Here is a 22,413-nt window from a genome sequence, read left to right on the forward strand (position 1 = left end):
GGTAAAGGTGAATCTTCAAGCGTCCTCAGGGACGCTTTTTTTGCGCCGGGATCTTCGCGAATGAAGTGCACCATCAAAGCCAGATATCCAATTGCCGTTCTTCAAGAACCAACGGTTGTCCATGTTCCAGCAAACGCCGGATTCCCGGGCCAAGCAGATCCTGCGGGCCATCCAGCGGCCTCGCAGGAAATGCCTGGAAACGTCGCTGATTGGCGCTGACCTGCTGGAGGATCTGTCGGTCCTGGCGCAGGATGACCCGAAACGCCTTTTGCAGAACAAGACGTTTGATCGCAGCCGGCAGCCAGCCTTGTGCCGTGGCAATCCGGGCAAACACGCGGAGTTGTCCATCGCCACACGGAGTCAGCCAGGCGCTGGCAAGCAGGCTGAGGCCGTCGCGGCGGTCGCGATATTCGATTTCCGCCAGGCCCGGCAGCCGGAAGCGGCCCATGCTGCTGCCCCGCTCGCCCTCGAACAGTCGCGAGATCAGCCCTGACTGCTTGCCTTCCTCGCTGTACAGCGCCTCAATGCCATCGGCCAGTGGCCGGACCCGGGCACTTATTTTCTGCCGTTTGAGGTCGTGGCGTATCCAGCCGGCGTGGACGAAATGGGTATGGAACCCGTCGAGGAAGTTTTCCGCAGCGTCCTGCAGCGAGCACTGCACACTGTCCGTGATCCAGAACGTGTCGAGTTGCTGCTTTTGTTCGGCAGGCGCAACCGGCGGCATTGCAGGAGGTTGCCCGCTCAGGCAGACCCACACCAGACCATGGGCTTCGCAACTGGCCAGGCTGTCGAGCAGCGGCTTGCTGCCTGGCGCATGTTCGGTGCCGGGCACGCGGGTACAACGTCCGTCAGCGGCAAATCGCCAACCATGATAAGGACATTCGATCTGCCCGCCACGGACCTTGCCCGCGCTCAGGGGCGCAAAACGATGCGGGCAGCGATCCGGCAGCGCAGCGGCGCGCCCGTCATCAGCCCGGAAAAGCACCAGCGGCGTGTCGTATAACTGGCACGCCAGAGGCGTGCTCTTCAATTCGTGGCTGAGCGCGACCGGCCACCACTGGGCAAGAGGATTCATAACTTGAGTTTCTTCATCAGAGGCACGCCAATGCCATGCAGCAGAAAACCGAGCAACGTCCACACCAGCCGACGGCCCCGGGACAGATGGGCAACGTGAACCAGGCTGTATTCGATCTGCGGCTGACCACCGCGCAAGCGCTTGAACCCGGCGGCACCAGAACTGAAATTCAATACCTGATGCCGTTTGGCCGCTTCCAGCAGGCACAGGCAGGTCAGTTGCCGATACAACCCCGTCTTTTGCGGCAGTGCCGTGTCATAACCCACGATGGGAGTGCTCAGGGTCGTGTCATTGGCAAACCAGCCCAACGCGCCGTCGATACGTCCTTCGGGGTTGCGCAAGGCGCGAATGTCGAGCCAGCCTTCGCGTTGACCGTGCTGCATCCAGCGGGCGCTGTAGTGCGGATTCAGGATGCAGTACTTTTCCAGATAAAGCAGGTTGTAGAGGTGTTCGATACGCTGAAAATCAGCGTCGCTCAGCACTGATCCCGGCACGACTTCGTAGGGTGCACGTCGCAAGAGCGTGGTGTCCATACCCACGTTGTGGTGCTTGAGAAATTCAGCCTCGTCCCCTGCCCGGCCATCGAACAGATAGACCTGGCGACTGGGAATACTAAGGTAGCCGAGAGCCTGCAGATGCTTGCGCAATTCCCTGTTGCTGAAGTCGTTGATGGAGCGAAAGCATAAGGCGTGATCCGGAAAAGCCTGCTGCAAAAAGGCGCTGATCGCCGACAGTTCGGCGACATTCCACTGTGCAGGATAAAGATTGGTGGACAGCAGCCAGTTGTTGACCTGCACCAGCCTGTCGACCCTGGCCGACTTCAGTAAAAGATCAACGCTTCGGGTCAGCAACTGCAATGGCCACGTCAGCCAGGGTCGACCAAGGCGCTTGAGCTCTTCCCGTGCATAACCACTGTAGGCCGTGCGGGGTGAAACCACGTAGCAGTTATCGTCAGGTTCACTGCCATCGTTGATGCTGACCGGAAACTCCTGAGTACCGGTGTCGAGCAGCGCCATGCGGGTGCTGACATTGCCGATCAGGCCAGCGGTGGCGCAGGCGCGGACGTAGTGCCGGGCATGGCTGTCGTCCGGGCTGGATTGCTCGCTGAGGAGTTGTTCCGGGAATAGCAGCTTCATCGCGGACGCTCGCTCAGCGCCTGACCGTTCCACTCGATATCCGCCGTGGAGGCTGCCAGCAGACCGCAGCGTCGGGAAACGGAGCGGGAGATGATTTCTGCAAGGCTCAGCACTTGCGCGCCCAACGGCCAGAAGTCGCCCTTGTGCACGATCACATCCCGGGCCGCGTTGTAATCGCGCCAGAATGCCTTGTTCAACAGCCGTTGCGGGGCTGCCAGCAACAACATGGCCAGTGCAATCATGCGCGGATCGCCCGTCGGCTCAAGCACCTTCCCGGATGCCTCACTCAGGCTGCTCACCAGGGACCTGCGCTGATCGTCGAACAGGTGCACGCCGCTGGTCGCTCGCGGATTGCATTCCAGCACATGGAACCGGCCCTCGCGATCCTCGATAAAGTCAAAGCCCACTTGGCCGGTGTAGCCGGTTTCCTGGCCGAACTGTTCCAGAAACCGGCGCACGGCTTGCGGCGCGGCCGGCTGGAAGTAGATCCCCGAGCCACGGCCCACGCGGTAGCATGGCTGGTAGCAACTGTGGGCGCGCAGTTCGCCATTGATCAGCACGCTGAAACTGCAGAACTCTTGCCCGTCGATAAACCGCTGCGCCACCCAGGGTGATGCGTTGTCGGGTTGAACCTTGCTCAACTGACTGGACGACGGGCGAATCAGGGTCTGGGAGGCAAAACGCGAATACGCCGGTTTGAATACCCATTGCCCTGCTTCAGCGGCCAGTGCCAGCACGGCTTGACGATCCGTCAGCAGTCGGGTTTCGGGAGCCGCCAGCGCCCAGCCCTGGGTCATGGCGGCGAACTGGCCTTTGTGATGCAGGCGATGCAACAGTGCAAAGTCACTGGTCAGAACACGGCACAGCGGTGCCAGCCGCTCAAGACCGTGGGACAGGTAGAACACTTCTTCGCAGGTGGGCAGCAGCAGGTCGATGCGCCGGGTTTCGATCACTTTCGCCAGGGCTTCGATCCAGGCGGCCGGATCCTGCCTTGGCTCCGGCAGGCGCACGAAATGCTGTGCCGAGCGGCTGAAACGACTGAGTGGCTGGCCCAGTGAGTCGCCAACCATGACGCTCCATCCGGCTTCGTCAAAAGCCCGCGCCCATTCCAGGCAGGCTGGCGCACGCGCCCCGAGAATCAGTACGCGCATGGCAGGCCCTCGGGCAATTGCAACAGTTTCAGACGTCGACGCTTGGCATGTGGCGGTGGCGCCTGCCAATGGCCAAAGCTCAACTCGGGTGGCTGCAAAGTATGGTCAGTGCACAGTGCGTGAACACTGTCGGTCAGTGCCTGGCACAAACTGGCGTAATCATCACGGGCCAGCAGGTTGACTTGCCAGTGAAGACCCTGCTGATGGATTTCATATTCCTGAAGCGCTGAGCCATGCATCAGCAAGGCGCGACGAATGACATCGGGATAAAGCGCCTGCAACCGGTCGCCTGCAAGGCTGGGCAGCCAGAGAATGTCATCGGCACGGCCTTCGACAGCCGCAATCGCCCGCTCGACTCGCCCGCAAGGGCAAGGTGCCTGGGCGACACGCAGAATGTCATTGAGCCGGTAACGCACGATCATCTGCGTGCGCCGGGAGAAGTCGGTGATGATCGGCTGAAAGCGCGTATGCCCGGTATCCAGCCATTGCGGCTCGATATGCAGGTGGCTTTCGTTCAGGTGCAAGGTGCCCTGCTCGCAGGTGTAACCCAGAAAACCTTCACTGGCCTGATAGATCTGCTGCGGTGCGACACCGAAGGCCTTGAGCACGGCATCGGCATCATCGCTTTCGAGCACTTCGGCCACCGACAGGATATGCGTGGGCCGTATCGTCAATTGTCCGCTCCGCATGGCCTCGGCCAGCCCCCTCAATACAGTGGCCGGAGCCACCAGCACATCGGGATTCTGCGCATTGAGGCGTTCAAACGATGCCTCAAGGCCCAGGGTCAGGTCGTGAAAAGCAAAGTCGATACGGCGACTGGACAAGGTGGTGTAGAGACGGCTGTTGGCGCGCAGGAAAAAGGCAATTCCCAAGGGCTCGCGCCAAAAGCACAGCAAGCGCGGCAGGAAGCGACGCGGCAGGGTTCGCGCCAACAGGATGCCAGCCCAGCGCTGACGCTCCAGTGCACTGACCAGAAACACGCCCTGATTGCCGGAGGTGCCGCTGGAAAGCCCCACCGTCATATCGCCCAGGGTCGGGCTGAAATCCCTTGATTCTTCTGCCTGACGTGCAATGGGCAAGACCTGTTCCAGATTCAGGCCGCGGGTGTTGAACCCGGCAAAGTCGCCCATCAGAGTGGCCTTGTCCATCAAGGGAAGGTCAGCCAGATCGGTGATGTGCAAACCTTTGAAACGCTGCGCCTTGGGCAACACCTGTTGCAGGAAATGTTTCAACTGCCGGGCCTGCCAGGCTTCCAGTTGCTCGCGCCGGGTGAAGCGCAGCCGGTAGCGGCTGTTGATGAAACTCAGGACACTGCGCAGAGCCCCCATCAGCTTTTCACTGCTCATGAGCGAATGCCTCCCAGGCCTGGGTGCAATGGGACGGCAGCACCGCTACGGCAGGCTCTCGACGAATCAAGGCGCCAAGGTCGCTGTAGGTCTGGCGGTATTGCCTGGCATCGTGACTGACAAAGTGCAGCGCGGGCCAGGCAGGCAGGCGCTCGGCGCGGCAGGCGGGAACCGACCAGCAGGCGTCGGCCACCAGAAACACCGGACGCCCATCGGCATCGGGGATAAACAGGCCAAGCTGGCCTTCACTGTGTCCCGGCAGCGGCACGCCGATCAGGCTGCCGTCGCCCAGCAAGTCGAGGCCCTGGCTGAAAGGTGTCATCCATTGGGGCAGCGCAACCTTCCTGCAGTGGTCGGCAAGAGTCACCCGCGATCCGAAATCTTCCGGCAATAATCCGGGCAAGTGACCGCCAAGTGTGGCGCGCCAGCGGGAGCCGCGCAGGCTTTCGATCTGTCGGCGGTCGGCATCCAGCGCAATGAACGATGCCTTGGGAAAATCCCTCAGCCCCGCGATGTGATCGCTGTGGAAGTGGGAAATGATCAGGGTACGAATGTCATCCGGGTGAATACCAAACTCGTTCAGTTGAGCCAGCAGTTGCTCCTGCGCGGGCAATTGCACCGGCACCGCACTGCGATACAAGCGCTCGGGCAGCGCCTGGGTCGCCTTGAAAAAGTGTTCGGCGTAACCGGTGTCGTAGAGTATCCAGCCCGCATCGGGGTGGCGAATCAGGCCGCATAATGCAGGGAAACGGGTCGGAGCAATGCGCCCGCCACGATCGGCCATGCATTCCAGGTGTCGGCACCAACCGGCGCGCAATACGTTGAGGCTGACGGTACGGCTCAACCTTGTGCTCCTTGCCGGGCCAGCCACCACTGAGCGTGCTGGCGAATGCCCTCTTCCTGAGTCATGACGGGGCGGTAACCCAGTTCGTTGCGAATGGCGTCGAGGTTCAGGGTCTGACTGAATGCCAGCACGCCAGCGCCATAACGGGTCAATAAGGGCTCGCCGCTGCCCGTCAGTCGGGCGCGGGCTTCCAGCACCCGCGCCACGGTGTCCACCAGTCGCCAAGGCAAATGCCGGGTGCGCAGAGTCAGGCGAAACTGCTCGGCGATACGCTGCAGCAAATCCTCGAAAGCCAGTGGCGTGCCGTTACTGACGTTATAGGTGCACACGGCCCTGGGCAGCGGCTGGCTCAGGCTCAGTTCCACGGCATGCATCAGATTGTCGACGCAGGTCAGGTCCAGTTGCGCCTGGCCGCCACGCATCAACGGGATTCGTCCACGCTGCATGACCCGCAGCAAGCGCGGCAACAACGTTCCGTCCCAAGGACCGAAGACCGCACGAGGGCGCAGGATCACAGCTTCGGCGAGCCCTGCTTCATGTATACGTGTTTCAGCCAGTGCCTTGCTGCGGGCGTATTCGTTGACCGCGGGTGGCAGCGGATCGTTTTCGCGAATGTCCAGACGATCACGAAAGGCAAAGTACAGACTGGGCGTCGATAGATGCACCAGACGCTTCACCTCGTTAATGCGACAGGCCTGAAGCACTTCATCGGTGGAGTCCAGATTGGCCTGGGCAAAGGCTTGCGGCGTTCCCCAGGGTGAAGACAATGCCGCGCAATGGACAATGACGTCACAGCCTCGGGCGGCTTCGCCCAGTGTATTGGCCGCCTCAGGCGTGCCATGCTGCAAGGGAAGCCAGCTCACAGCACCGGGGCTGTGGTGAATGACTTCAGCGGCTGCCGCCGGGTTGCGACCGCTGAACTGCACCTCGAAGGCCCGGGAGGCCAGTCGCCAGACGATATGTCGGCCAATGAACCCAGTGCCGCCAGTAACCAGAACTTTCATCAGTACTCCAGGATCATGCCGCCAAGCGAAAGGCCCGCGCCGGTGCCGATCAGCATCAGCGTCTGGCCGCGCAGGATACGCTGGTCGCGAATGGCGATGTCCAGCGCAGTGGGCAGCGAAGCGGCCACCTGATTGCCGTGCCGGGCAAAGATGTCGATGACCTTTTCCGCTTCAAAGCCCAGGCGTCGGGCCGCATGGTGCAGCGCTTGCTGGCTGGCCTGATGAGGGATGACCCAATGGATGTCATCCTGAGCCAGCCCGGCCTGGGTCAGCAGTTCATCCATCAGCGTGGGCAAGTGCCTGGCCGCCAGGCGATACAAGTCCTTGCCCTGCATGGCAAAACTGGTCAGCGGCTCGAACGGTATATCGATACGGCGTGGGTGAAAACGCGAGCCACCGGCAGGGATCTGACACAGGTGCGCGCCTTCGGAAAAGGTCTTGAGGCTGGAGGCAAGGATTTTCGACCCACCATCACTGACACTCAGCACCACGGCGGCAGCGCCATCGCCAAAAATCCCGCCGACTTCGACCTGCTGCCAGTCCAGACCGCACGAAGCGATATCCGAGCACACCAGCAGAATGCGCCTGTAACGCCCGGCAATCAGAGGCCATGACAAAGTATCGATGGCGGCGAGAAAGCCCAGACAACTGGCATTGATATCCATGGCTGGAATGCCGGACTGGCCCAGCCCCAGTTCTCGGTGCAGCAAGGCAGCGTTGCACGGCAGGCCCTGATCCATGGTGCCGCTGGCACAGGCGATCAGGTCGATCTGTTCCAGCTCGACACCGGCCGCACGCAAGGCATGACGCGCCGCAATGGCACCAAGGCTGGCGGCGGTTTCGGTACGGCTGGCGACATGCCGTTGGACCACGCCGCTGATGCGCTCCACACTCCCCGCCACCAGGCCCAGCTCGACATCGAGTTCGGCACTGGTGACCCTCCGTTCGGGCAAAGCGTGCCCGGAACCCAAAATGACCACGGGTCGTGGCGGGAGTGGTAAAAGCGGTGAAGTCTGCATTCAAATTCCGTTTGGCGAGGATAAAGCATCGTCTGATAAAGCGGCGGAATAGGCTAACAGGTTATTGATGGATATACGCGCTGTACGCTTACAGTGTCGGCTTGGGCACGGGCGTGTCTGGAATGGACTTGGCGTTCCTGGGTTGTTTCGGACAGCCTCCGGATATGCCCCATTTGGTAATAATGCCCCCTTCAACAAGGAAGCGTTGAACACATCGGGAATATCTGGGGTTATCTCCACTCGCGCCTGCAAGCCAGACATACTCATAAGAAATCATGCTTGCTGCACCTCCCGCCATTGGAAAGCTGTTTTGCGGCGTCCCCCAGGACATGATCAAATCGTCCAGGGACGAACCTACCCAGGACGCCTGCACGTCATCCGTCGTCTGAAAACGCTGGTTATACAGCAGGTTTCCCAGAGGTGAATTGGCACACCCGCCAAGCGTCAGGGCCGACAGAACAATTATCAGGAACCTCATATCCCAAACTCCATTAGTTGTTACGACAGACTGGTTTTTCCGTTTCTGGATGAGGCGCTACAAGAAGTGCGCAGGCCGTTATACGGTCTGGCTGGTGGTCGGAAAATAGTACAGGTGTACTATTCAAGCAGGCTCGAAATCACTCTAAGTTGCTCAATACAATGATTGACTGTGCAATGCGTCAATTCATATCCGGCTGTTCAGTACTATCATTTCAACTATCGCCAAACGCTCGAAGGTGAGCGGTTCCTGGTCTAAAAGGATGTCGCCGCGTGCTGCTCACTCTTCTGGAAATCGGGCTGGAAACGTTTGAATACCTTGTCGAGAACCCGCCTTATGCCTGGTTCTTTGGCCTGTCCCTCGCTCTCCTGGCTGTGGGCATCTGGCTGAAGCAGCAAGTTGCAAGTCTGCGCACAGAATCCGTCAGACAAAAAGAACAGATCGAAACCCTGCAGCAACGCCTTGCGCGCCTGGAGTCGCCCCTCGCCATGCCTGAAGCGGCACAGGCCACGACGCCGCTTCCTGACGATACGATTATTGTCGCGACCCAGGACAGCGGGCCGGAACTGCTCTGGGACTTGCCGGAAGAATTACCCGCTGCTGCGCAACCTGAAGCTGACATCAAACCGACCGCTCAACCTATTGCACGGCCGAACCCGCTGAACACTGCGTTCGAGGCTGCGAAACACTGGCTGCTGGGTGGCAATACCGTGCTGCGGGTTGGCGCAGTGGTGCTGTTCATGGGGCTGGCGTTCCTGCTGCGCTATGCCACTGAAGGCATCGTGGTGCCGATCGAGGCCCGCTATGCAAGCGTCGCCGCCAGCGCCATGGCGTTGCTCGGCCTGGGCTGGTGGCTGCGTCAACGCAACGCCAACTTCGCCTTGATGATGCAAGGCACCGGAGTCGGCGTGCTGTACCTGACGGTCCTGGGTGCCATTCGGGTGCATGAGCTGCTGGACCCGAGCCTGGGTTTTGTCTTGCTGGTGGCGGTCATGCTGTTCTCGACCATGCTGGCCGTCACACAAAATTCGCTGGCGCTGGCCTGCGCCGCCACGATTGGGGGTTTTGCAGCGCCCATCCTGTCGTCTACCGGCCAGGGCAGCCATGTCATGCTGTTCAGTTACTTTGCCCTGCTCAATGCCGGGATTTTCGCCATTGCCTGGCTCAAGGCCTGGCGCTTGCTGAACCTGATTGGCTTTGTCGGGACCTTCGGCATCGGTTTCGCCTGGGGCTTGCGCTCGTACAAGCCGGAGCTGTTCTGGAGTGTCGAACCGTTCCTGATCCTGTTCTTCCTGATGTACCTGGCCATCGGCCTGCTGTTCGCCCGGCACAAACTGCAGGAACGCAATGATGCGCCCGATGATGACAGCCGCGAATCGATGCTGCGCTGGTCCAGGCGTCAGGGCGACTATGTCGATGGCACGCTGCTGTTTGGTACGCCCCTCGCAGGCTTCGGCCTGCAATATGCGCTGACCCGCGACATGGAATTCGGCACCGCTTTCAGCGCGCTGGCGCTGGGCCTGCTGTACATGGGCATCGCTCGCCTGCTTTCCGGTCAGGCACCGGGTCGTGCGTTGTTGCTGGTGGAAACCTGCCTGGCACTGGGCGTCGTGTTCGCGACACTGGCGATTCCGCTGGGGCTTGGCGCGCAATGGACCACCAGCGCCTGGGCCATCGAGGGTGCGGCGATTTTCTGGCTGGGCCTGCGTCAGCAACGCGTGCTGGCACGCGGCTTTGGCTTGCTGTTGCAGGTTGCTGCGGGGCTGGCGTTCATCCATCAGATGTTCCAGTGGTACTCCCTGAAGCTGCAAGGCGATTTCTGGACGCCAATGATCATCGCCCTCGTCGCCCTGCTCAGTGCCTTGTTCGTCCATCGCATCAAGACTCTGCGTTACCTCAAGGACAACGTGCTGTCAGGCATGCTGCTGGTCTGGGGCAGCCTGTGGTGGGGGCTGGCCTTTGTCATCGCGCTCATGCGTTTCTCGTCGCACACAATGTTCCCGACCTGGTTGCTGCTGTCGGTGGCCGCCAGCACAGGCATATGGACCTTGCTGGCCCTGCGTTGGCGCTGGAGCGGGCTGGCGGCGCTGAGCCTGTGGCTGACACCTGTCAGTTGGGTCCTGCTGATCGGCGCGATGACCGACACTTATCACCTTTTTGCCCATTGGGCCTGGGTGGGCTGGGGCGCATTGCTGGCCGTGCATCTGTTTTCCCTTCGCCGCCTGGCAGATCTCCTGCCCCGCAAGGCGCAGTCACTGGCTCATATTCTGGGTTGCTGGCTGACCCTCTTCATCCTGAGCGTCGAGCTGTTCTACGGCGTAGACACGCTGGTCAGATCCAATGCTCCTAACAGCGCGTGGAACACGATGGCAAGCACATTGCTGCCAAGTCTGTACCTGATCGCAATGGCCTCCAGCCGCCCCTGGATCTGGCCGGTTACCGCCCATGCCTGGGCTTATCGCGTGTGGGCCGCACTGCCCGTGGCGCTGTTGATGCTGGCGTGGTTCTGGCTGACCAACTATTACAGCCGTGGCTACGCCGAGCCTCTGCCTTACATGCCCTTGCTCAATCCGCTCGATCTGGCCTTGTCGTTCGCCTTGCTGGGGATCGTGAACTGGACTCGCAACAAGCTGCCACAACTCGGCATAACCGTACCGCGTGCCGAGCAGCTGGCGGTGATCATCGCAGGCGCGTCCTTGTTCGCCCTGATTACCGCCACGGTGCTGCGCACTGCCCGGCATTGGGGCTGGCACGAAATCGACCCCATGCTGGATCAGGCGGTGCTGTCCATCGTCTGGACCCTGATGGCACTGGCCTTGATGATCGGCGGCCATATTCGCCGCCAGCGTGAGATCTGGATCACCGGCGCGCTGTTGATCGGCGTCGTGGTCGCCAAACTGTTCCTGGTCGAGTTGAGCGAGCGGGGAGGCATGGCACGCATCGTGTCCTTTATCGGTGTTGGCGTCCTGCTGTTGGTGGTGGGTTACTTCGCCCCGCTTCCACCGAAAAAACCGACAAACACTACGCAAACACATTGATCATGAGGATTGCCTTCTTGAGTCATCAACCGCTGTTCAAGATCGTGCTGTGCAGCCTGGCCCTGCTGGGCTCGCCCCTCGCCAGCGCTCAGGACAACCCGGCCGACTTTGCCAGTCAGACCCCCTTGAAACTCAAGGGTGACGGCCCCTGGTATCGCATCGAACTGCCACTGACCGTGCAGCTCAACTCGCGTCAGAGTGCTCTGGGCGACTTGCGGGTCTTCAACAGTGAAGGCCAGACTCAGGCTTACTCGCTGGCCTATGACCCGATTCAGCCACGACAGGAACCGGTGCCGGTTTCAGTCAAATGGTTCCCGCTGTACAACAGCGCAGACGCTGCCGACAGCACACCCAAAATCCGCGTTGAACGCAGTGCCAGCGGCACGCTGGTCGAAGTGCAGCCCCAAGGTGCCATTGAAGCGGGCGAAGAAGTGCTGCGCGGCTGGCTGCTGGACACCAGTGCCATCCAGCAGCCCCTGAAACAACTGATCCTGGACTGGAGCACCGAGCGTGAAGGCTTCCAGCGTTTCAGCATCGAGGCCAGCGATGACCTGCAACACTGGCAAGCCTGGGGTGAAGGCCAGGTAGCACGTCTGTCGTTTGCCAACGATGTGGTGCAACAGCGCCAGGTCAATCTGCCGGGTCGCAAGGCACGTTATCTGCGCCTGTTATGGAATACGCCAGACAGCGCGCCAACGCTGACTTCCGCGCAACTGCTCAGCGCCAGCAGCGACACACCACAAGTGCCTCTCACGTGGTCTCAACCGCTGGAAGGCAGCCTTGAAAAACCCGGCACTTACCTCTGGCAATTGCCCGCGGCCCTGCCCGTCGAGCGCCTGAAACTCGATATCGCCCAGGCCAACAGCCTGGCGCCCGGCACCTTGTACGGACGACCGGACAGCAAGAGCACATGGCAGACGCTGGGCAGCGGCCTGTTGTACCGCCTGACACAAAATGGCAAGGATGTGGTTCAGGATGAAATACAGGCATCCGGCACAATCGTGCGCCAGTTGAAACTTGAAGTGGATGAACGCGGCGGCGGTCTGGGTAGCCAGCCACCTTCCTTGCGGTTTGCCGTACATGCGCCTCAGGTCGTGTTTCTGGCACGCGGCAACGGCCCGTTCTCACTGGCTATCGGCAATCCGAGCGCCAAGCCTGCCAACCTGCCGCTGGCAACCCTGATCCCGGACTACAACGCCCGGAAGATGAGCAGCCTGAGCAGCGCCGAGCCGATGAACGAACCGGTCAGGCTGGCACAGGCCGCCGAGAGCAGCATCGACTGGAAACGCATTGGTTTGTGGGCCGTACTGGTGCTGGGCGTGGCTCTGCTCGGCTGGATGGCCTTGAGCACCTTACGTACGTCTGCCCCCAAGCCCTAGATTCGTGTGTCACTTATGATCCAGCCACCTGCTTTTTGAAATCAGCCTCTGGACTGATCCATCAAGCCACAGATCATTCTTTAGGCTGGAAGATCACCTTGACCGGTGTGTTCTGCTTGTAAGTCCAGCTCCGGGGTCCATCACCCGGTTTGAACCCCGGATACCAGGCTCTGAGTTCGCTATCACTCGCCCATTGGAGTTGTAACTGATCGGGTTTCGGAGATTCGGGGGTGTCGATATCAAACTGTGCCCAGGCTTCCACGGCGGATTGGCATGCTGCCGATACGCCAACGTCAAGAACGGAAACCTGTAGCTTTTCACCCCATGTCATGGACCCGCTCTCAGGGCATCGGCGAACTTCGACGTGATGCTTTCCATCGGGCGAAGGCAGACTGGAAACCAGTTCGTTGGGGCCGCATCCCGCCAGGGCAACGGACAGCAAGAGCAGGCATGGAATCATTTTCTGCATCACAGCACTCCAGGGATCTATTCCAGCAAAAGACGCCGGGCCAGACCTTCGATATAGGTTTCATCCTGACCGTCAGGGTGCGCTTCAAAGGCCAGGTGAAGGTATTCATGGGTGAGGTCGAGGCGGTCCTGAAGTGACAGGACGCCACGCACGTAGATACGTTTGCGTTCACGGTCGACATAGGGGTTGCCGAAAGCCAGCTGGCAGACGGCAAATGTGCTGACTTCGTTGTAGCCCGCTTCGCTTTCGAGTCGTTGACGCCAACCCCGACGCTGGTTTTGCAACCAGTCCTGGGCGGCTGGAAGCGCCCGGCAGGATGCGACCGGGTTGTCCCAGCGACTGAGACTGGTGCGCGGGTATGCGTGCAACAGAATGGCGTCGTAACGCTGACCGGCCTCGGCCTGATCCACAGCTTGCTGCCAGGAGAGTTTGTCGGAACCAGGCTCAGTGGAGTGATAGGTGATGTTGCTACCGGCCACCACCAGGTCACTGGTCCAGGCCGCGATCTGGCGGGACTCCGCAGAGGCCGGGCGTGGGGCGACGCGCTGGCGATTGCTGCTGTCATCGATGGCCAGACACTCGCCGTTACGGCTGGCATTCTGCAACAGGTAAGTGCGAATCGCGACGGCCAGGGCCTTGGCCGCTTCGGGCGGATTGGCCGAGGCTTCACGCTGGAGCACGCGGGCGACGTATTCCTCACGGTCCAGGCGCGCGACCAGCTTGTCCTTCAGCAGAAAGAGTTCGCCGTCGCTGTGTATATCCAGTTGATTGCCATTGGCGAACTCGACGCGATAATCCCCCAGCAAAGGCCCCGACTCCACAGCACGGCCCGGGGCAAGAACGCGCTCCACCGGATAACGTGAAAACAGGTTCACTTCGACACAACGCCCCGGCTCCGCAGGCCAGCCTGCTGGAACGACCGAAGCGATGGCCTCGCCGTAGTTGCGCAAAACCGTCTGGCTGGTGCCGCGCCCCTGGGCCCAGACAGGCGTGCCATCCACTGTCCAGCCGGCAAACCCGCCCTGACGCACCCCACTATCGCGATCCTCGAACCAGCTCCAGGTTTTCACCCGCAACCGGCCGCCCAGCTCGCCCACAACATTGCCGTCAGCCGCGTTCAGCACTACATCCAGCAATACCCGCCTCGCCTGCTCCTGCGCAGGCAACACCGCCAGCATCCCGAGCAGTTCGGCCACGGGCACCTGTGCAGCAGGCTGCAACGACTGAAGGCCAAGCAGCCATTGCGGGGCTTTGCGTGCTTGCCAGTACGAGCGCCAGTCAGCTTCGGAGATGGCCAGGCGTTGCGGCTCGAAGTACAGACCACAGGATTTCACCAGAGCCTGATCGCGCTCGACCTTGCCACCGGTCGTGCAGCAATACACTTCCTCTTTCGACTGGCCGCGACACTCATAGGCCGGTTCACTGGCGCCGGTGTCCACCAGCCATGCGTAGACAAAGAGTTTCCAGAGGCTGCCCAGATGCGCCTGCAAATCCGCAGGCAACGGCTCTCGCGACAGCAGTCGGGTCTGGTTCAAAGACAGCAGTTCCCCCTTGAACCCCATCTGCAAGGGCTCCTCCTGCGCGGTTGCCAGCGCAGGGAGCAAAAGCAGTACCAGCCATGACAGACGCCGGATCATGTCAGTTGACCTTGACCTGACCATAAGCGGGTTTCGTTTCCAGGGCCTGATTCTGCGGCGCATAGACCTGAGTGAAACGCACCGGCGGCAGCTTGAACTGGCCTTTTTGCGAGAAGCGCACCAGATGCCGTACCCGCAACTCGCCGCTCAGGGCGTCCACCGGAATGGCGTAAGCCATTTGCCCCGGCTCAAAGCGGGCCTTTTCCAGCGCCGTCGGTTCGGTACCGGCCTTGCCCTGCAACTTGATGCCCCAGGTGGTACGCTCCACATCCGCACCCGGTGGCAGCGGCACCTCGATCATGCCGTAGCGCAGCGGCTTGGCGGCCTTGCTGGTGATGATCACCTCGTCGAGGTAAAGGCTGTCACTGGACAAGGGTTTACCATCGACCGCTTCGAGGCTGAACTTGAACGCTTCGTCACCCGGTACAAGGCGCGACAGGCGACGGGTGATGGTCACTGCCATCGGATCGATTGCCGGTTGCCGGGTCTGATAACTCAGCAAGGCCCGCAGCGGACGCTCCTGGGTCCCGGACAACGACAATACGGCAGGCACAGGAGTAGCCCCCTGCCAGATCCAGTACATTTCACCGCTGTCGCCATATCGTTTCTTCCAGCCTTCACCCGGCGCCAGAGCGATGGTGGGCGAAGCCTGCTCGATGCTTCGCTGCAACCAGCTCAGGGCCAGGGCACGCTCCAGAGTCGATTGCTGTGGCAGCAGACGTTGCAGCAAGGCGTGAGCGCGGCCCTGATCGAAGCCTTGAAGCGACAGGTTCAAGGCTTCGGCAAATGGCTGGGAACTGACCGCCAGACGTTGCTGCGCATCCGGCAGTTGGCGGCTGAAAGCATCAGGCAACGTCACCTTCGACTGCCGGGCCAGGGAAGCGGTGAGCGCACGCGCCGCCGCCAGTCCCAGTGCAGAATCCGGGGCACTCATGACCATGCTGTCTTCGCCACTGTCCAGCAGGTTCGCCTGAGGGCCCTCACCGGCTTTCGCCAGATCATCCATCAGGCCGCTGAGCAATGTGTTGACAGGCAATTGCATTTGTCTGGCGAACGACAGGATCAGCGCACGCTGGAGCAAAGGCGTGTTTTTGGCCTGCTTCGCATACACCTCCAGCACCCGCTGCCAGTGCTCCGGCGGCAGGTGCAGCTCCAGAGCCTTGCTGGCGTGCCAGTCGGCGTAATAGGCGTAGGCGGTCAGGAATGCATCCGGCTCAACGTCATAACCCCACCATGTAAAGCTCGCCGAAGGACCGGCCATTTGCACCAGTCGCAAGCGACTGTTCTGCATGATCAGGCGCAGGCGATCCCTGACTTGCGGGTTCGACGACAGGATCGGATAGGCCATGCTCAGCGGCAACAGACGGCTGGCCGTATGCTCGACGCCGCCATAGGGATAGCTCAGCAAATCGTCGAGGGCCGAACGGAACAGCGCTTGCGGGCTGTCATCCAGGCGCAGGCGGATACCGGTTGCATCGCCGGGCAAGGTCAGCGGATTGTCGCCACTGATTGCGTCCAGGCTCTGGTTTTGCGTCACCTGCCAACCTTCACCGGTTGCTGTCAGGTTCACGGCCAGTGCATCGGCGACTTTTCCTTCCTGAACGAGTTGCGCCGTCCACTCGCCACTGGCCAGTGCAAACCCTGGCAGCGCGATGTAGTTGATGCCCTTGTTCAGGGTGACGGGCACACGCTGCTCGATACCGGCGTAATGCGTCACCAGCTCGGCCTTGATGGGTTTATCCGCCTGACTGAAAGCGAACACACCCAGATCAGGCTGGTCGCCTGCGCGGAACCGCGTCGGGCCGCTCCATTTCAGGTACAGCGGTTTTTCCGACCGTACAAACTGCTTTTTCTGCCCGACCTGACCGTTCTGGTCGATGGCACGGGCCGTGATGCGCCAGCGGGTCAGCGAGTCCGGCATTTTGAAGGTAAAGCGCGTCTTGCCGTTGGCATCGGTCACCATTTCGGGTTCCCACGCTGCGGTGTCGACGTCCTCACGACGCGGCCGCTCCAGCACTTTCACGCCACGCTCGCTGCGGTTGGCCTTGCCCGGCGCCGTCGGGTTGCCCGGCAATGCCACGTCGTAACTGATGAACGACAGGCTCGCGCTGGTACGCACGTTATTGCGGCGCGGATGGTAAAAGAACTGGTCGATGGTCGGTGCGATTTCCGGTTGCAGCGCGTAGACCATTTCGTCTACCACGCTGACCGTCAGGTGCGCCGGGACCGGCTTGCCAGCGAAGTGTGTGGTCAGGTCCACCGAAACGATATCCCCCGGCTGGTAATCTTCCTTGTCCGTGGCGATGGCGACGTCTATCTGCGGCGCAACCACCTTGATACCGGCGTTCTGGAAGCTGTACTGGCCACCCTTGGTGTACAGGACCGAGAAGGTCAGGTTCGGCGCAAAGTTATCCTTTACCGCAATTCGCGCACGGTATTGGGTTTCGTTGAGCTTCTCCATCGTCAGCCAGTCGCCGCCCTTGGACAGCAAGGCCGTGGCCTCGACCTTGTCACGTTCCAGGGACAGCAGCGCATCACTGACCGGCTCGGGGAAAGTGATCAGCGCCAGGGCCTCGTCGCCCACCTTGTAGTCGGGCTTGTCGAAGATGATTTCCACGGTGCCCGGCACGGCCTTGACACCGTCGCCAGTCACAGAATGTCCGGTGGCCCCCAGCAAGCGGCCATGCTCGTCCAGCAGGGTCAGGTTGTAGGTGCCCGGACGGTCGAAACTCAGGCTGAAATCCTTTGCTGTAGCCGCAAGCTTGTCGCCGCCACTGGCCTGGTCTTCCAGACGAACCCATTTGTAGCTGCTCGGCGTCATCGCCTTGAGCGGCTCGTTGCCGCCTTCATTCTGATAGCTGAAAGCAACCTTCTCGCCCGCGGCACTGAATCGTTGGGGAGCAGTGAGACGGAAACTGGCTGCGCCACGATCGATCAGGATTTCCCTGGTGGTCTTGACCCGATACGCCGCGCCATCGCTGGCGAACACGGTCAGCATGTAGCGGCTGGGCTTGTCGGCAGCGGGCAGATCAAGAGGCGCATTGCCCTTGGCGTCGGTGGTCAGTTCGGTGCTGGTCAGTTCCACAGGGAATTGCCCGAGGTATTGCAGTTCGTTATCGACCGTGGACAACTGCTGGGCGCGCAGGCTCAGGGTCACCTTGGCATTGGCCACCGGCTTGCCGTCCGGGTACAGCAGCACCAGATTGCCTTTTACCGGCTCGCCGGTGCCGTAGTCCTGTTTGTCCAGATTCAGCGACACTTCAAAGTGCGGCTTGATGTATTCCGCCACCCGGAAGGCGCTGCTGTAGGCCTGGTCCCTGTAGCTGAAACGCAATTCATAACCGCCCGCAACGGCGTTGTCCGGCAACTGGAAACGCCCCTGGGCACCCGACACGGCGTCGAATTTCAATGGCAGCGATTGCAGTGCAGTACCTGTGGCGTCGAGCACTGTCACGTCCACATCGGCAGCGGTCGGCGCGACGGAATCACGGGCGTTCTTGAACTCGCGACCGACGATTTTCAGCGACACCCAATCACCGGGCCGGTACATGGGCCGGTCGGTAAAGGCATAAAGCTTGGTGTCGTAGATTTCACTGTCGTAGTAGAAGTTTTCCGAAACGAAGACACCGCCCTCTTCGTCTTCACCAATCACGAACGAGCGTTCGGGGCTGACGTGTTTCAGTCTCAGCAAGCCATCGGTGCCGGTGGCACCGCTGCTCATCACGCCAAGGCCATCGGTCCACAGCACATTGACCTTGGGTGCCGAGCCGCCGTCATGCTTGCGGGCGGCCCAGACCAGAAGCTCGTCACCGGAAATCTTGCTCACGGCCACGGTATTGGAAACGAAGACCATGGTCGTGGCCCGGTACTTGCCGATCAGCGCCTCCACCAGATACAGGCCCGGCTTCAACTGGCCCAAGGGGATATAGACGTTACCCGGCACGACCGTGACGAACTTGCTGGACGAACCGCTCAGGTCCACGCCAGCCGGTGGCTGGATCGGCTTTGCTTCCCACAGCGGATAACGGAACTGGCTGACAACCGGCAAACCGGGGATCAGGGCAAATTGGGGTTGAGACTCGAAAGGTGTCGGCGCAGCGATGGCATTGCCCATCTTCAGTTCAGGCACTTCCTCGGTCACCTGCTTGCGGGACTCGTAGGAAAACGCTCTCTGCATCACACGACGGGAAGTGCGATACCAGTTGTCCCACAGGTAAGCCAGGGTGTTGGACAAGCCTTCGCCCTTGAACTGGCCTTCACTGACCACGCGGTGCAGGTTCTTCTGCCGCTTGAGGAAATCCAGCGGCTTGTCGATGCGGTACACGCGAATGTCTGCGCCGCCGTAAGGCTCCATGCGAAACCGGCGATAGTCACGCCCCGGCGCTTCCAGGCGAACCAGCGCCTGTTCATTGCTGGAAAAACTGCTGTCCGCCAGCAGGAAAAAGCTTTCACCGGGCACCGGGCTATAACCGCTGGGGGCGACGCTGTCCTCGGCGTGGGCATTGGCCACGGGGACCAGCAGCGCCAGAAGCAATGAAATCAGAGAGCAGATACGCAACATGCGGGCACCGGTCATTGGGAGAGAAAGTTGAGTCGATAGACGCCGATGAAATTGGGGTTGGCAGCGTCGGGTATCCATCGGGTGTCCTTCCATGTCATGAGTTGCTGCAGGCTCGCGGAGCGCATGCCGTTGTCAGTGGGGGTTGTGGTGCCGGTGTGGTAGGCGATGTAGCGGCCCATCCAGATCATCAGGTGCTGGTCATCGCCCTGATCGAAAAACATCAGGTCGCCGGGGCGGGCCTGGGTCACGTCGCGCCCTACCAGATGGCTGTTGAACTGGATCAGTTTGATTGCATTCACATACGGGCCGACCTTGCCGCCACCTTGCTGCCATTGCTGGGCGAGCCCTCGCTGTGCCTCAGTCAGTTGCAGTTCAGGCGGCAGGTAACGGTTCGACAGGCCATTGCTGCGCAGCCATTTCTCGTCATGAACCTTCAGCGCCTCGTTACTGGCGAAGCGCACCAGACCGGCGCAATCCTGCTGATACCAGCGCGGGCTGGGGCCCTGGGCCAATTGTTCCTGAGCGATACGCACGAACCAGGCACGAAACACCTGGGATTGCTGCGCATCGAGCGGCGGCACGTCACTGGCAAATGCCCGGCTGCCCAGCAGCATCGTCAACAGGACAAGTCCTCGAACCAGCCTGATCACAGGGCTTTCCACTCCAGCGGCAACCATTGCCAGTGGCCGTCGGGCTCGGTGCCTTCCGGCAGCGTGAGTGCGTACTTGCCGTAACCGCCGAGCTTGCGCAGCTTGGGAATCAGATGGGTCTGTGCGGCGTTATAAAACACCGGTTCCATGTCCTTCGGCAGGCTGCCGAGGGTTTCCTGCTGCATCAGTTGCGCCATGGAGCCGGGGTTGAAGTAAACCGGCACCAAGGAGTCCTTGGGCAACACATCGGCCAGCGGCGGGAAACGCTTGTCGAGGGTGCCGAGGGCTTTGTCCACGAGCTTGTCGTCGAGGGAAAACAGCAGCGTCGAGCCATGACGTGCCAGGCTGACTTTCATGAAGGCCTTGCCGGTGATGGCGTCCGGGTTCTCGGCATTGCGAGCCAGATACGGGCCGAAGTTGGTGCTGACCTGACGTTGCCATTGGCGGGTTTCACCTTCCTGCTTCTCGACCACCGGGAATACTTTTTCGGCGACGTTGGCCTCATAGGCTCCGACCATGGAACCGAACAGGTTGCCCAGGTCTGCATCCAGACTTGGGGCTTCCTTATGCTTGAGGCTGGCAACCAGAAGTGGCGTGTACAGACGCGAGTCGGCGTACCAGCACAGGCCTGCCGAATCGGAGATGTGCTCGGTCAAAGCCTGGGCCACGGCATCCTGCGCGCCCAGTTTGACCAGCAGCGGCTTCTGCTGGGTGGCCGCCAGCGGCAAGGCCACGCAGGCGCTGGCACCGATGGGCATGGCTTGCCAGATGGGTTTGAAATTCAGATCGGGCTGGTTCTCCAGTTCGTCCATGGCCAGGAAACTGTGCCAGCCCTTGTCGTCCATCTCGAAACGCAGGCCGGCGAAGTTCGGGATAAAGCGCTGATAACCCATGGCCAGGACACTGGAGTTGACCGACAGGCGTTGTTTGACCTCAGGTTTGCGCGGCTCCAGGCCAAAGGCTTCGGTGAACAGTTTGTCGCCGTTGAGCAAAGCGGCCATGGCTTCGGTGGAAACGCTGCCGGGTGCAAGCGAGGAACCGCTTTCCTGCTCCTCGGACGGGCTCATGCCGGAAGAGGTCGCTTCATGGGTAGCGGTGTCCGGCCCTGCAAGCCTGGCCGGGTTGGACAGCACCACCAGTTTGTCGCCGCGGGAAGCGAATACCAGCGACTTGCTGGCGTTGTAGCTGAGCTGATAGAGCGGCACCTCGTCAGCCCCCACTTTCAGCACACCGATCTTGTTCAACTGAGTGTCGTACAGCACCTTGAGCAGCGGCTCCAGGGTCTTGGCCAGACCTCCGCGGTCCATGACCATCAGAAAATCCTTGAGCCGGCCATCCTTGCCACGCCACAGGGCGATATCTGCCGGCTGATCGAGAAGTTGCTCGATCAGGGTGTCCTGCAGCTTGAGGTCGTATTCGTAGATGATTCTGCGCAGGCTGCCGATCAGGCCGAGGCGATCGGCATGGGTTTCGTAATAGAAGACGAAATCTTCGGTCAGGGTTTCCTTGAGGAACGGCACTGCCAGCAGGTCTCTGGGCAACTGGCTCAGGGACCGGGTTTCCAGCAGGCCGTCCGGGCGGCTCATGCCCAGTTTGTCACTGGCAATTGCAGCCACCGGCACCTTGGGTGTGTGCATGAACCAACCCATGGCGCCGGCCACTCCCGCCACCAGACACAACCCCGCCAGCAGCAATGGCCCGCGACGGGATGATTTGACAACAGGCGTTTCGGCAGGTTGGGGAACCGCTGTTGAAGTCGAGTTATCGCTCATGTTCACAAAACCCAATTCATCCATGGGACGGGATGATCAATAGTTGAAAGTCTTGACCAGCAGCAGGTCACCAATGGCACGCAAAGGCACGATGAAGGTTTCGCGCTTTTCATCGACGGTATTTTCGTTGAGCACCAGGCTTATCTGTGAAGTGATGACTTCCTGTTTGTTACTGGCTTCATCAAAGTTGTAACCCCCGTTGCCGAAGTTGCCCCAGTAGTTCACGTAAATCAGGTAAGTGCCCTGCATGGGGGCGGTCATGGTGAACATTTCCGGGCCTGGCCCGTCGACGCCGTCAGGGTCCAGGCCGCCACCGTTGGTCAAAGCCGTGTGCCCGAAAAACGCATGCTGCCCGTCGGGGGTCACGATGTGCAGGTCGAGTTCGGCCTCCGGGTCGTCCCAGCCCAGCACAACGCGAATCCGCGCCGGGGTTCGCTGGCTGTTGGCTTCATAGAACTGAACACGCTTGAGAGACTTGCCTTCCGCACTGCGCACCTCAACGCTGTTGGAGCCTGCGCCAAATGCATAAGGCCGGGCGAAACGCCCTTCTTCGTCGGTGTAAAGATTCAATGGGTTGCCATTGACAGAGAGCACATGGGGACCGCGCTGTTTACCGATGGCCTTGAGCTGGCCTTCGATCATGGTGCGATTGCGCTCCACGCCCCGGTCGATGGGGGGCGTGGGATAAGCGACACTAGGGTTTTCACTGCGGTCCAGAAGGCCGTGGTAGCGCCAGCCGCCCACAGGCTCCGAAAGCGTGGCCGATGGCTCGGCCCATGCGGTGGATGCCCAGGCAAACGTGGCCATGAGCGTTATCAAACGACCTTTCAAGGTAAGCTCTCCAGGAAAATCAT

General features: G+C 60.8%; 16 protein-coding genes. 2 read left to right on the forward strand and 14 right to left on the reverse strand.

Annotation, left to right across the window (positions count from 1 at the left end):
- Nucleotides 1-73 precede the first annotated feature (73 nt).
- From KGD89_RS13185 to KGD89_RS13220, 8 genes are all read right to left on the reverse strand, one after another.
- Nucleotides 74-1,075: a Rieske 2Fe-2S domain-containing protein gene (locus tag KGD89_RS13185; protein ID WP_025260253.1), complete on the reverse strand. Its 1,002-nt coding sequence runs from the start codon at nt 1,073-1,075 to the stop codon at nt 74-76.
- Complete coding sequence (locus KGD89_RS13190) at nt 1,072-2,211, reverse strand: hypothetical protein (RefSeq protein ID WP_025260254.1); 1,140 nt, start codon at nt 2,209-2,211, stop codon at nt 1,072-1,074. The genes KGD89_RS13185 and KGD89_RS13190 overlap by 4 nt, the downstream gene beginning before the upstream one ends.
- The gene (locus KGD89_RS13195) at nt 2,208-3,362 is read right to left on the reverse strand and encodes an ATP-grasp domain-containing protein (RefSeq protein WP_025260255.1); all 1,155 of its coding nucleotides are present in this window, start codon (nt 3,360-3,362) and stop codon (nt 2,208-2,210) included. The genes KGD89_RS13190 and KGD89_RS13195 overlap by 4 nt, the downstream gene beginning before the upstream one ends.
- Nucleotides 3,350-4,708, reverse strand: coding sequence for a F390 synthetase-related protein (locus tag KGD89_RS13200; RefSeq protein WP_025260256.1), 1,359 nt, complete (start codon nt 4,706-4,708; stop codon nt 3,350-3,352). The genes KGD89_RS13195 and KGD89_RS13200 overlap by 13 nt, the downstream gene beginning before the upstream one ends.
- Nucleotides 4,698-5,552 carry an MBL fold metallo-hydrolase gene (locus KGD89_RS13205; protein WP_025260257.1) on the reverse strand — a complete coding sequence of 285 codons (855 nt, stop codon included), beginning with the start codon at nt 5,550-5,552 and terminating at the stop codon, nt 4,698-4,700. The genes KGD89_RS13200 and KGD89_RS13205 overlap by 11 nt, the downstream gene beginning before the upstream one ends.
- Nucleotides 5,549-6,556 (reverse strand): NAD-dependent epimerase/dehydratase family protein, encoded by a 1,008-nt coding sequence (locus tag KGD89_RS13210; protein ID WP_025260258.1) that lies wholly within the window; start codon nt 6,554-6,556, stop codon nt 5,549-5,551. Before KGD89_RS13210 ends, KGD89_RS13205 begins: the two co-directional genes overlap by 4 nt.
- Complete coding sequence (locus tag KGD89_RS13215) at nt 6,556-7,575, reverse strand: 3-oxoacyl-[acyl-carrier-protein] synthase III C-terminal domain-containing protein (protein WP_025260259.1); 1,020 nt, start codon at nt 7,573-7,575, stop codon at nt 6,556-6,558. Before KGD89_RS13215 ends, KGD89_RS13210 begins: the two co-directional genes overlap by 1 nt.
- Before the next feature lie 88 nt (nt 7,576-7,663).
- The gene (locus KGD89_RS13220; protein WP_025260260.1) at nt 7,664-8,053 is read right to left on the reverse strand and encodes a hypothetical protein; all 390 of its coding nucleotides are present in this window, start codon (nt 8,051-8,053) and stop codon (nt 7,664-7,666) included.
- Between the two features lie 272 nt (nt 8,054-8,325).
- On the opposite strand from KGD89_RS13220, the gene KGD89_RS13225 reads away from it, so the two are divergent.
- Nucleotides 8,326-11,091: a DUF2339 domain-containing protein gene (locus KGD89_RS13225; RefSeq protein ID WP_025260261.1), complete on the forward strand. Its 2,766-nt coding sequence runs from the start codon at nt 8,326-8,328 to the stop codon at nt 11,089-11,091.
- A 2-nt stretch (nt 11,092-11,093) separates the two neighbouring features.
- The gene (locus KGD89_RS13230; RefSeq protein WP_051427732.1) at nt 11,094-12,470 is read left to right on the forward strand and encodes a DUF3999 domain-containing protein; all 1,377 of its coding nucleotides are present in this window, start codon (nt 11,094-11,096) and stop codon (nt 12,468-12,470) included.
- A gap of 73 nt (nt 12,471-12,543) precedes the next feature.
- On the opposite strand, the gene KGD89_RS13235 is transcribed toward KGD89_RS13230, so the two are convergent.
- The 6 genes from KGD89_RS13235 to KGD89_RS13260 are packed head-to-tail and all read right to left on the reverse strand — an operon-like array spanning nt 12,544 to nt 22,366.
- Entirely contained in the window at nt 12,544-12,939 is a 396-nt protein-coding gene (locus KGD89_RS13235; protein WP_025260263.1) for a hypothetical protein, read from the reverse strand.
- A 17-nt stretch (nt 12,940-12,956) separates the two neighbouring features.
- A complete protein-coding gene (locus KGD89_RS13240; protein WP_025260264.1) occupies nt 12,957-14,576 on the reverse strand; it encodes a DUF2300 domain-containing protein in 1,620 nt (539 codons plus the stop codon).
- 1 nt (nt 14,577) lies between these two features.
- Complete coding sequence (locus tag KGD89_RS13245) at nt 14,578-19,152, reverse strand: alpha-2-macroglobulin family protein (RefSeq protein WP_074569133.1); 4,575 nt, start codon at nt 19,150-19,152, stop codon at nt 14,578-14,580.
- Nucleotides 19,149-19,814: a DUF1175 domain-containing protein gene (locus KGD89_RS13250; RefSeq protein WP_051427733.1), complete on the reverse strand. Its 666-nt coding sequence runs from the start codon at nt 19,812-19,814 to the stop codon at nt 19,149-19,151. The genes KGD89_RS13245 and KGD89_RS13250 overlap by 4 nt, the downstream gene beginning before the upstream one ends.
- Nucleotides 19,784-21,559, reverse strand: coding sequence for a DUF2138 domain-containing protein (locus KGD89_RS13255; protein ID WP_025260267.1), 1,776 nt, complete (start codon nt 21,557-21,559; stop codon nt 19,784-19,786). Before KGD89_RS13255 ends, KGD89_RS13250 begins: the two co-directional genes overlap by 31 nt.
- Before the next feature lie 36 nt (nt 21,560-21,595).
- Nucleotides 21,596-22,366 (reverse strand): YfaP family protein, encoded by a 771-nt coding sequence (locus KGD89_RS13260; protein WP_038399870.1) that lies wholly within the window; start codon nt 22,364-22,366, stop codon nt 21,596-21,598.
- Between the last annotated feature and the right edge of the window lie 47 nt (nt 22,367-22,413).

Source organism: Pseudomonas cichorii (assembly GCF_018343775.1).
Taxonomy (GTDB): domain Bacteria; phylum Pseudomonadota; class Gammaproteobacteria; order Pseudomonadales; family Pseudomonadaceae; genus Aquipseudomonas; species Aquipseudomonas cichorii.

Excerpts from the sequence above, each read along its gene's own strand:
- KGD89_RS13185 (WP_025260253.1), bottom strand. The coding sequence starts at position 1,075 with ATGAATCCTCTTGCCCAGTGGTGGCCGGTCGCGCTCAGCCACGAATTG.
- KGD89_RS13190 (WP_025260254.1), bottom strand. The coding sequence starts at position 2,211 with ATGAAGCTGCTATTCCCGGAACAACTCCTCAGCGAGCAATCCAGCCCG.
- KGD89_RS13195 (WP_025260255.1), bottom strand. The coding sequence starts at position 3,362 with ATGCGCGTACTGATTCTCGGGGCGCGTGCGCCAGCCTGCCTGGAATGG.
- KGD89_RS13200 (WP_025260256.1), bottom strand. The coding sequence starts at position 4,708 with ATGAGCAGTGAAAAGCTGATGGGGGCTCTGCGCAGTGTCCTGAGTTTC.
- KGD89_RS13210 (WP_025260258.1), bottom strand. The coding sequence starts at position 6,556 with ATGAAAGTTCTGGTTACTGGCGGCACTGGGTTCATTGGCCGACATATC.
- KGD89_RS13215 (WP_025260259.1), bottom strand. The coding sequence starts at position 7,575 with ATGCAGACTTCACCGCTTTTACCACTCCCGCCACGACCCGTGGTCATT.
- KGD89_RS13220 (WP_025260260.1), bottom strand. The coding sequence starts at position 8,053 with ATGAGGTTCCTGATAATTGTTCTGTCGGCCCTGACGCTTGGCGGGTGT.
- KGD89_RS13230 (WP_051427732.1), top strand. The coding sequence starts at position 11,094 with ATGAGGATTGCCTTCTTGAGTCATCAACCGCTGTTCAAGATCGTGCTG.
- KGD89_RS13235 (WP_025260263.1), bottom strand. The coding sequence starts at position 12,939 with ATGCAGAAAATGATTCCATGCCTGCTCTTGCTGTCCGTTGCCCTGGCG.
- KGD89_RS13240 (WP_025260264.1), bottom strand. The coding sequence starts at position 14,576 with ATGATCCGGCGTCTGTCATGGCTGGTACTGCTTTTGCTCCCTGCGCTG.
- KGD89_RS13245 (WP_074569133.1), bottom strand. The coding sequence starts at position 19,152 with ATGACCGGTGCCCGCATGTTGCGTATCTGCTCTCTGATTTCATTGCTT.
- KGD89_RS13250 (WP_051427733.1), bottom strand. The coding sequence starts at position 19,814 with ATGGTTGCCGCTGGAGTGGAAAGCCCTGTGATCAGGCTGGTTCGAGGA.
- KGD89_RS13255 (WP_025260267.1), bottom strand. The coding sequence starts at position 21,559 with ATGAGCGATAACTCGACTTCAACAGCGGTTCCCCAACCTGCCGAAACG.
- KGD89_RS13260 (WP_038399870.1), bottom strand. The coding sequence starts at position 22,366 with ATGGCCACGTTTGCCTGGGCATCCACCGCATGGGCCGAGCCATCGGCC.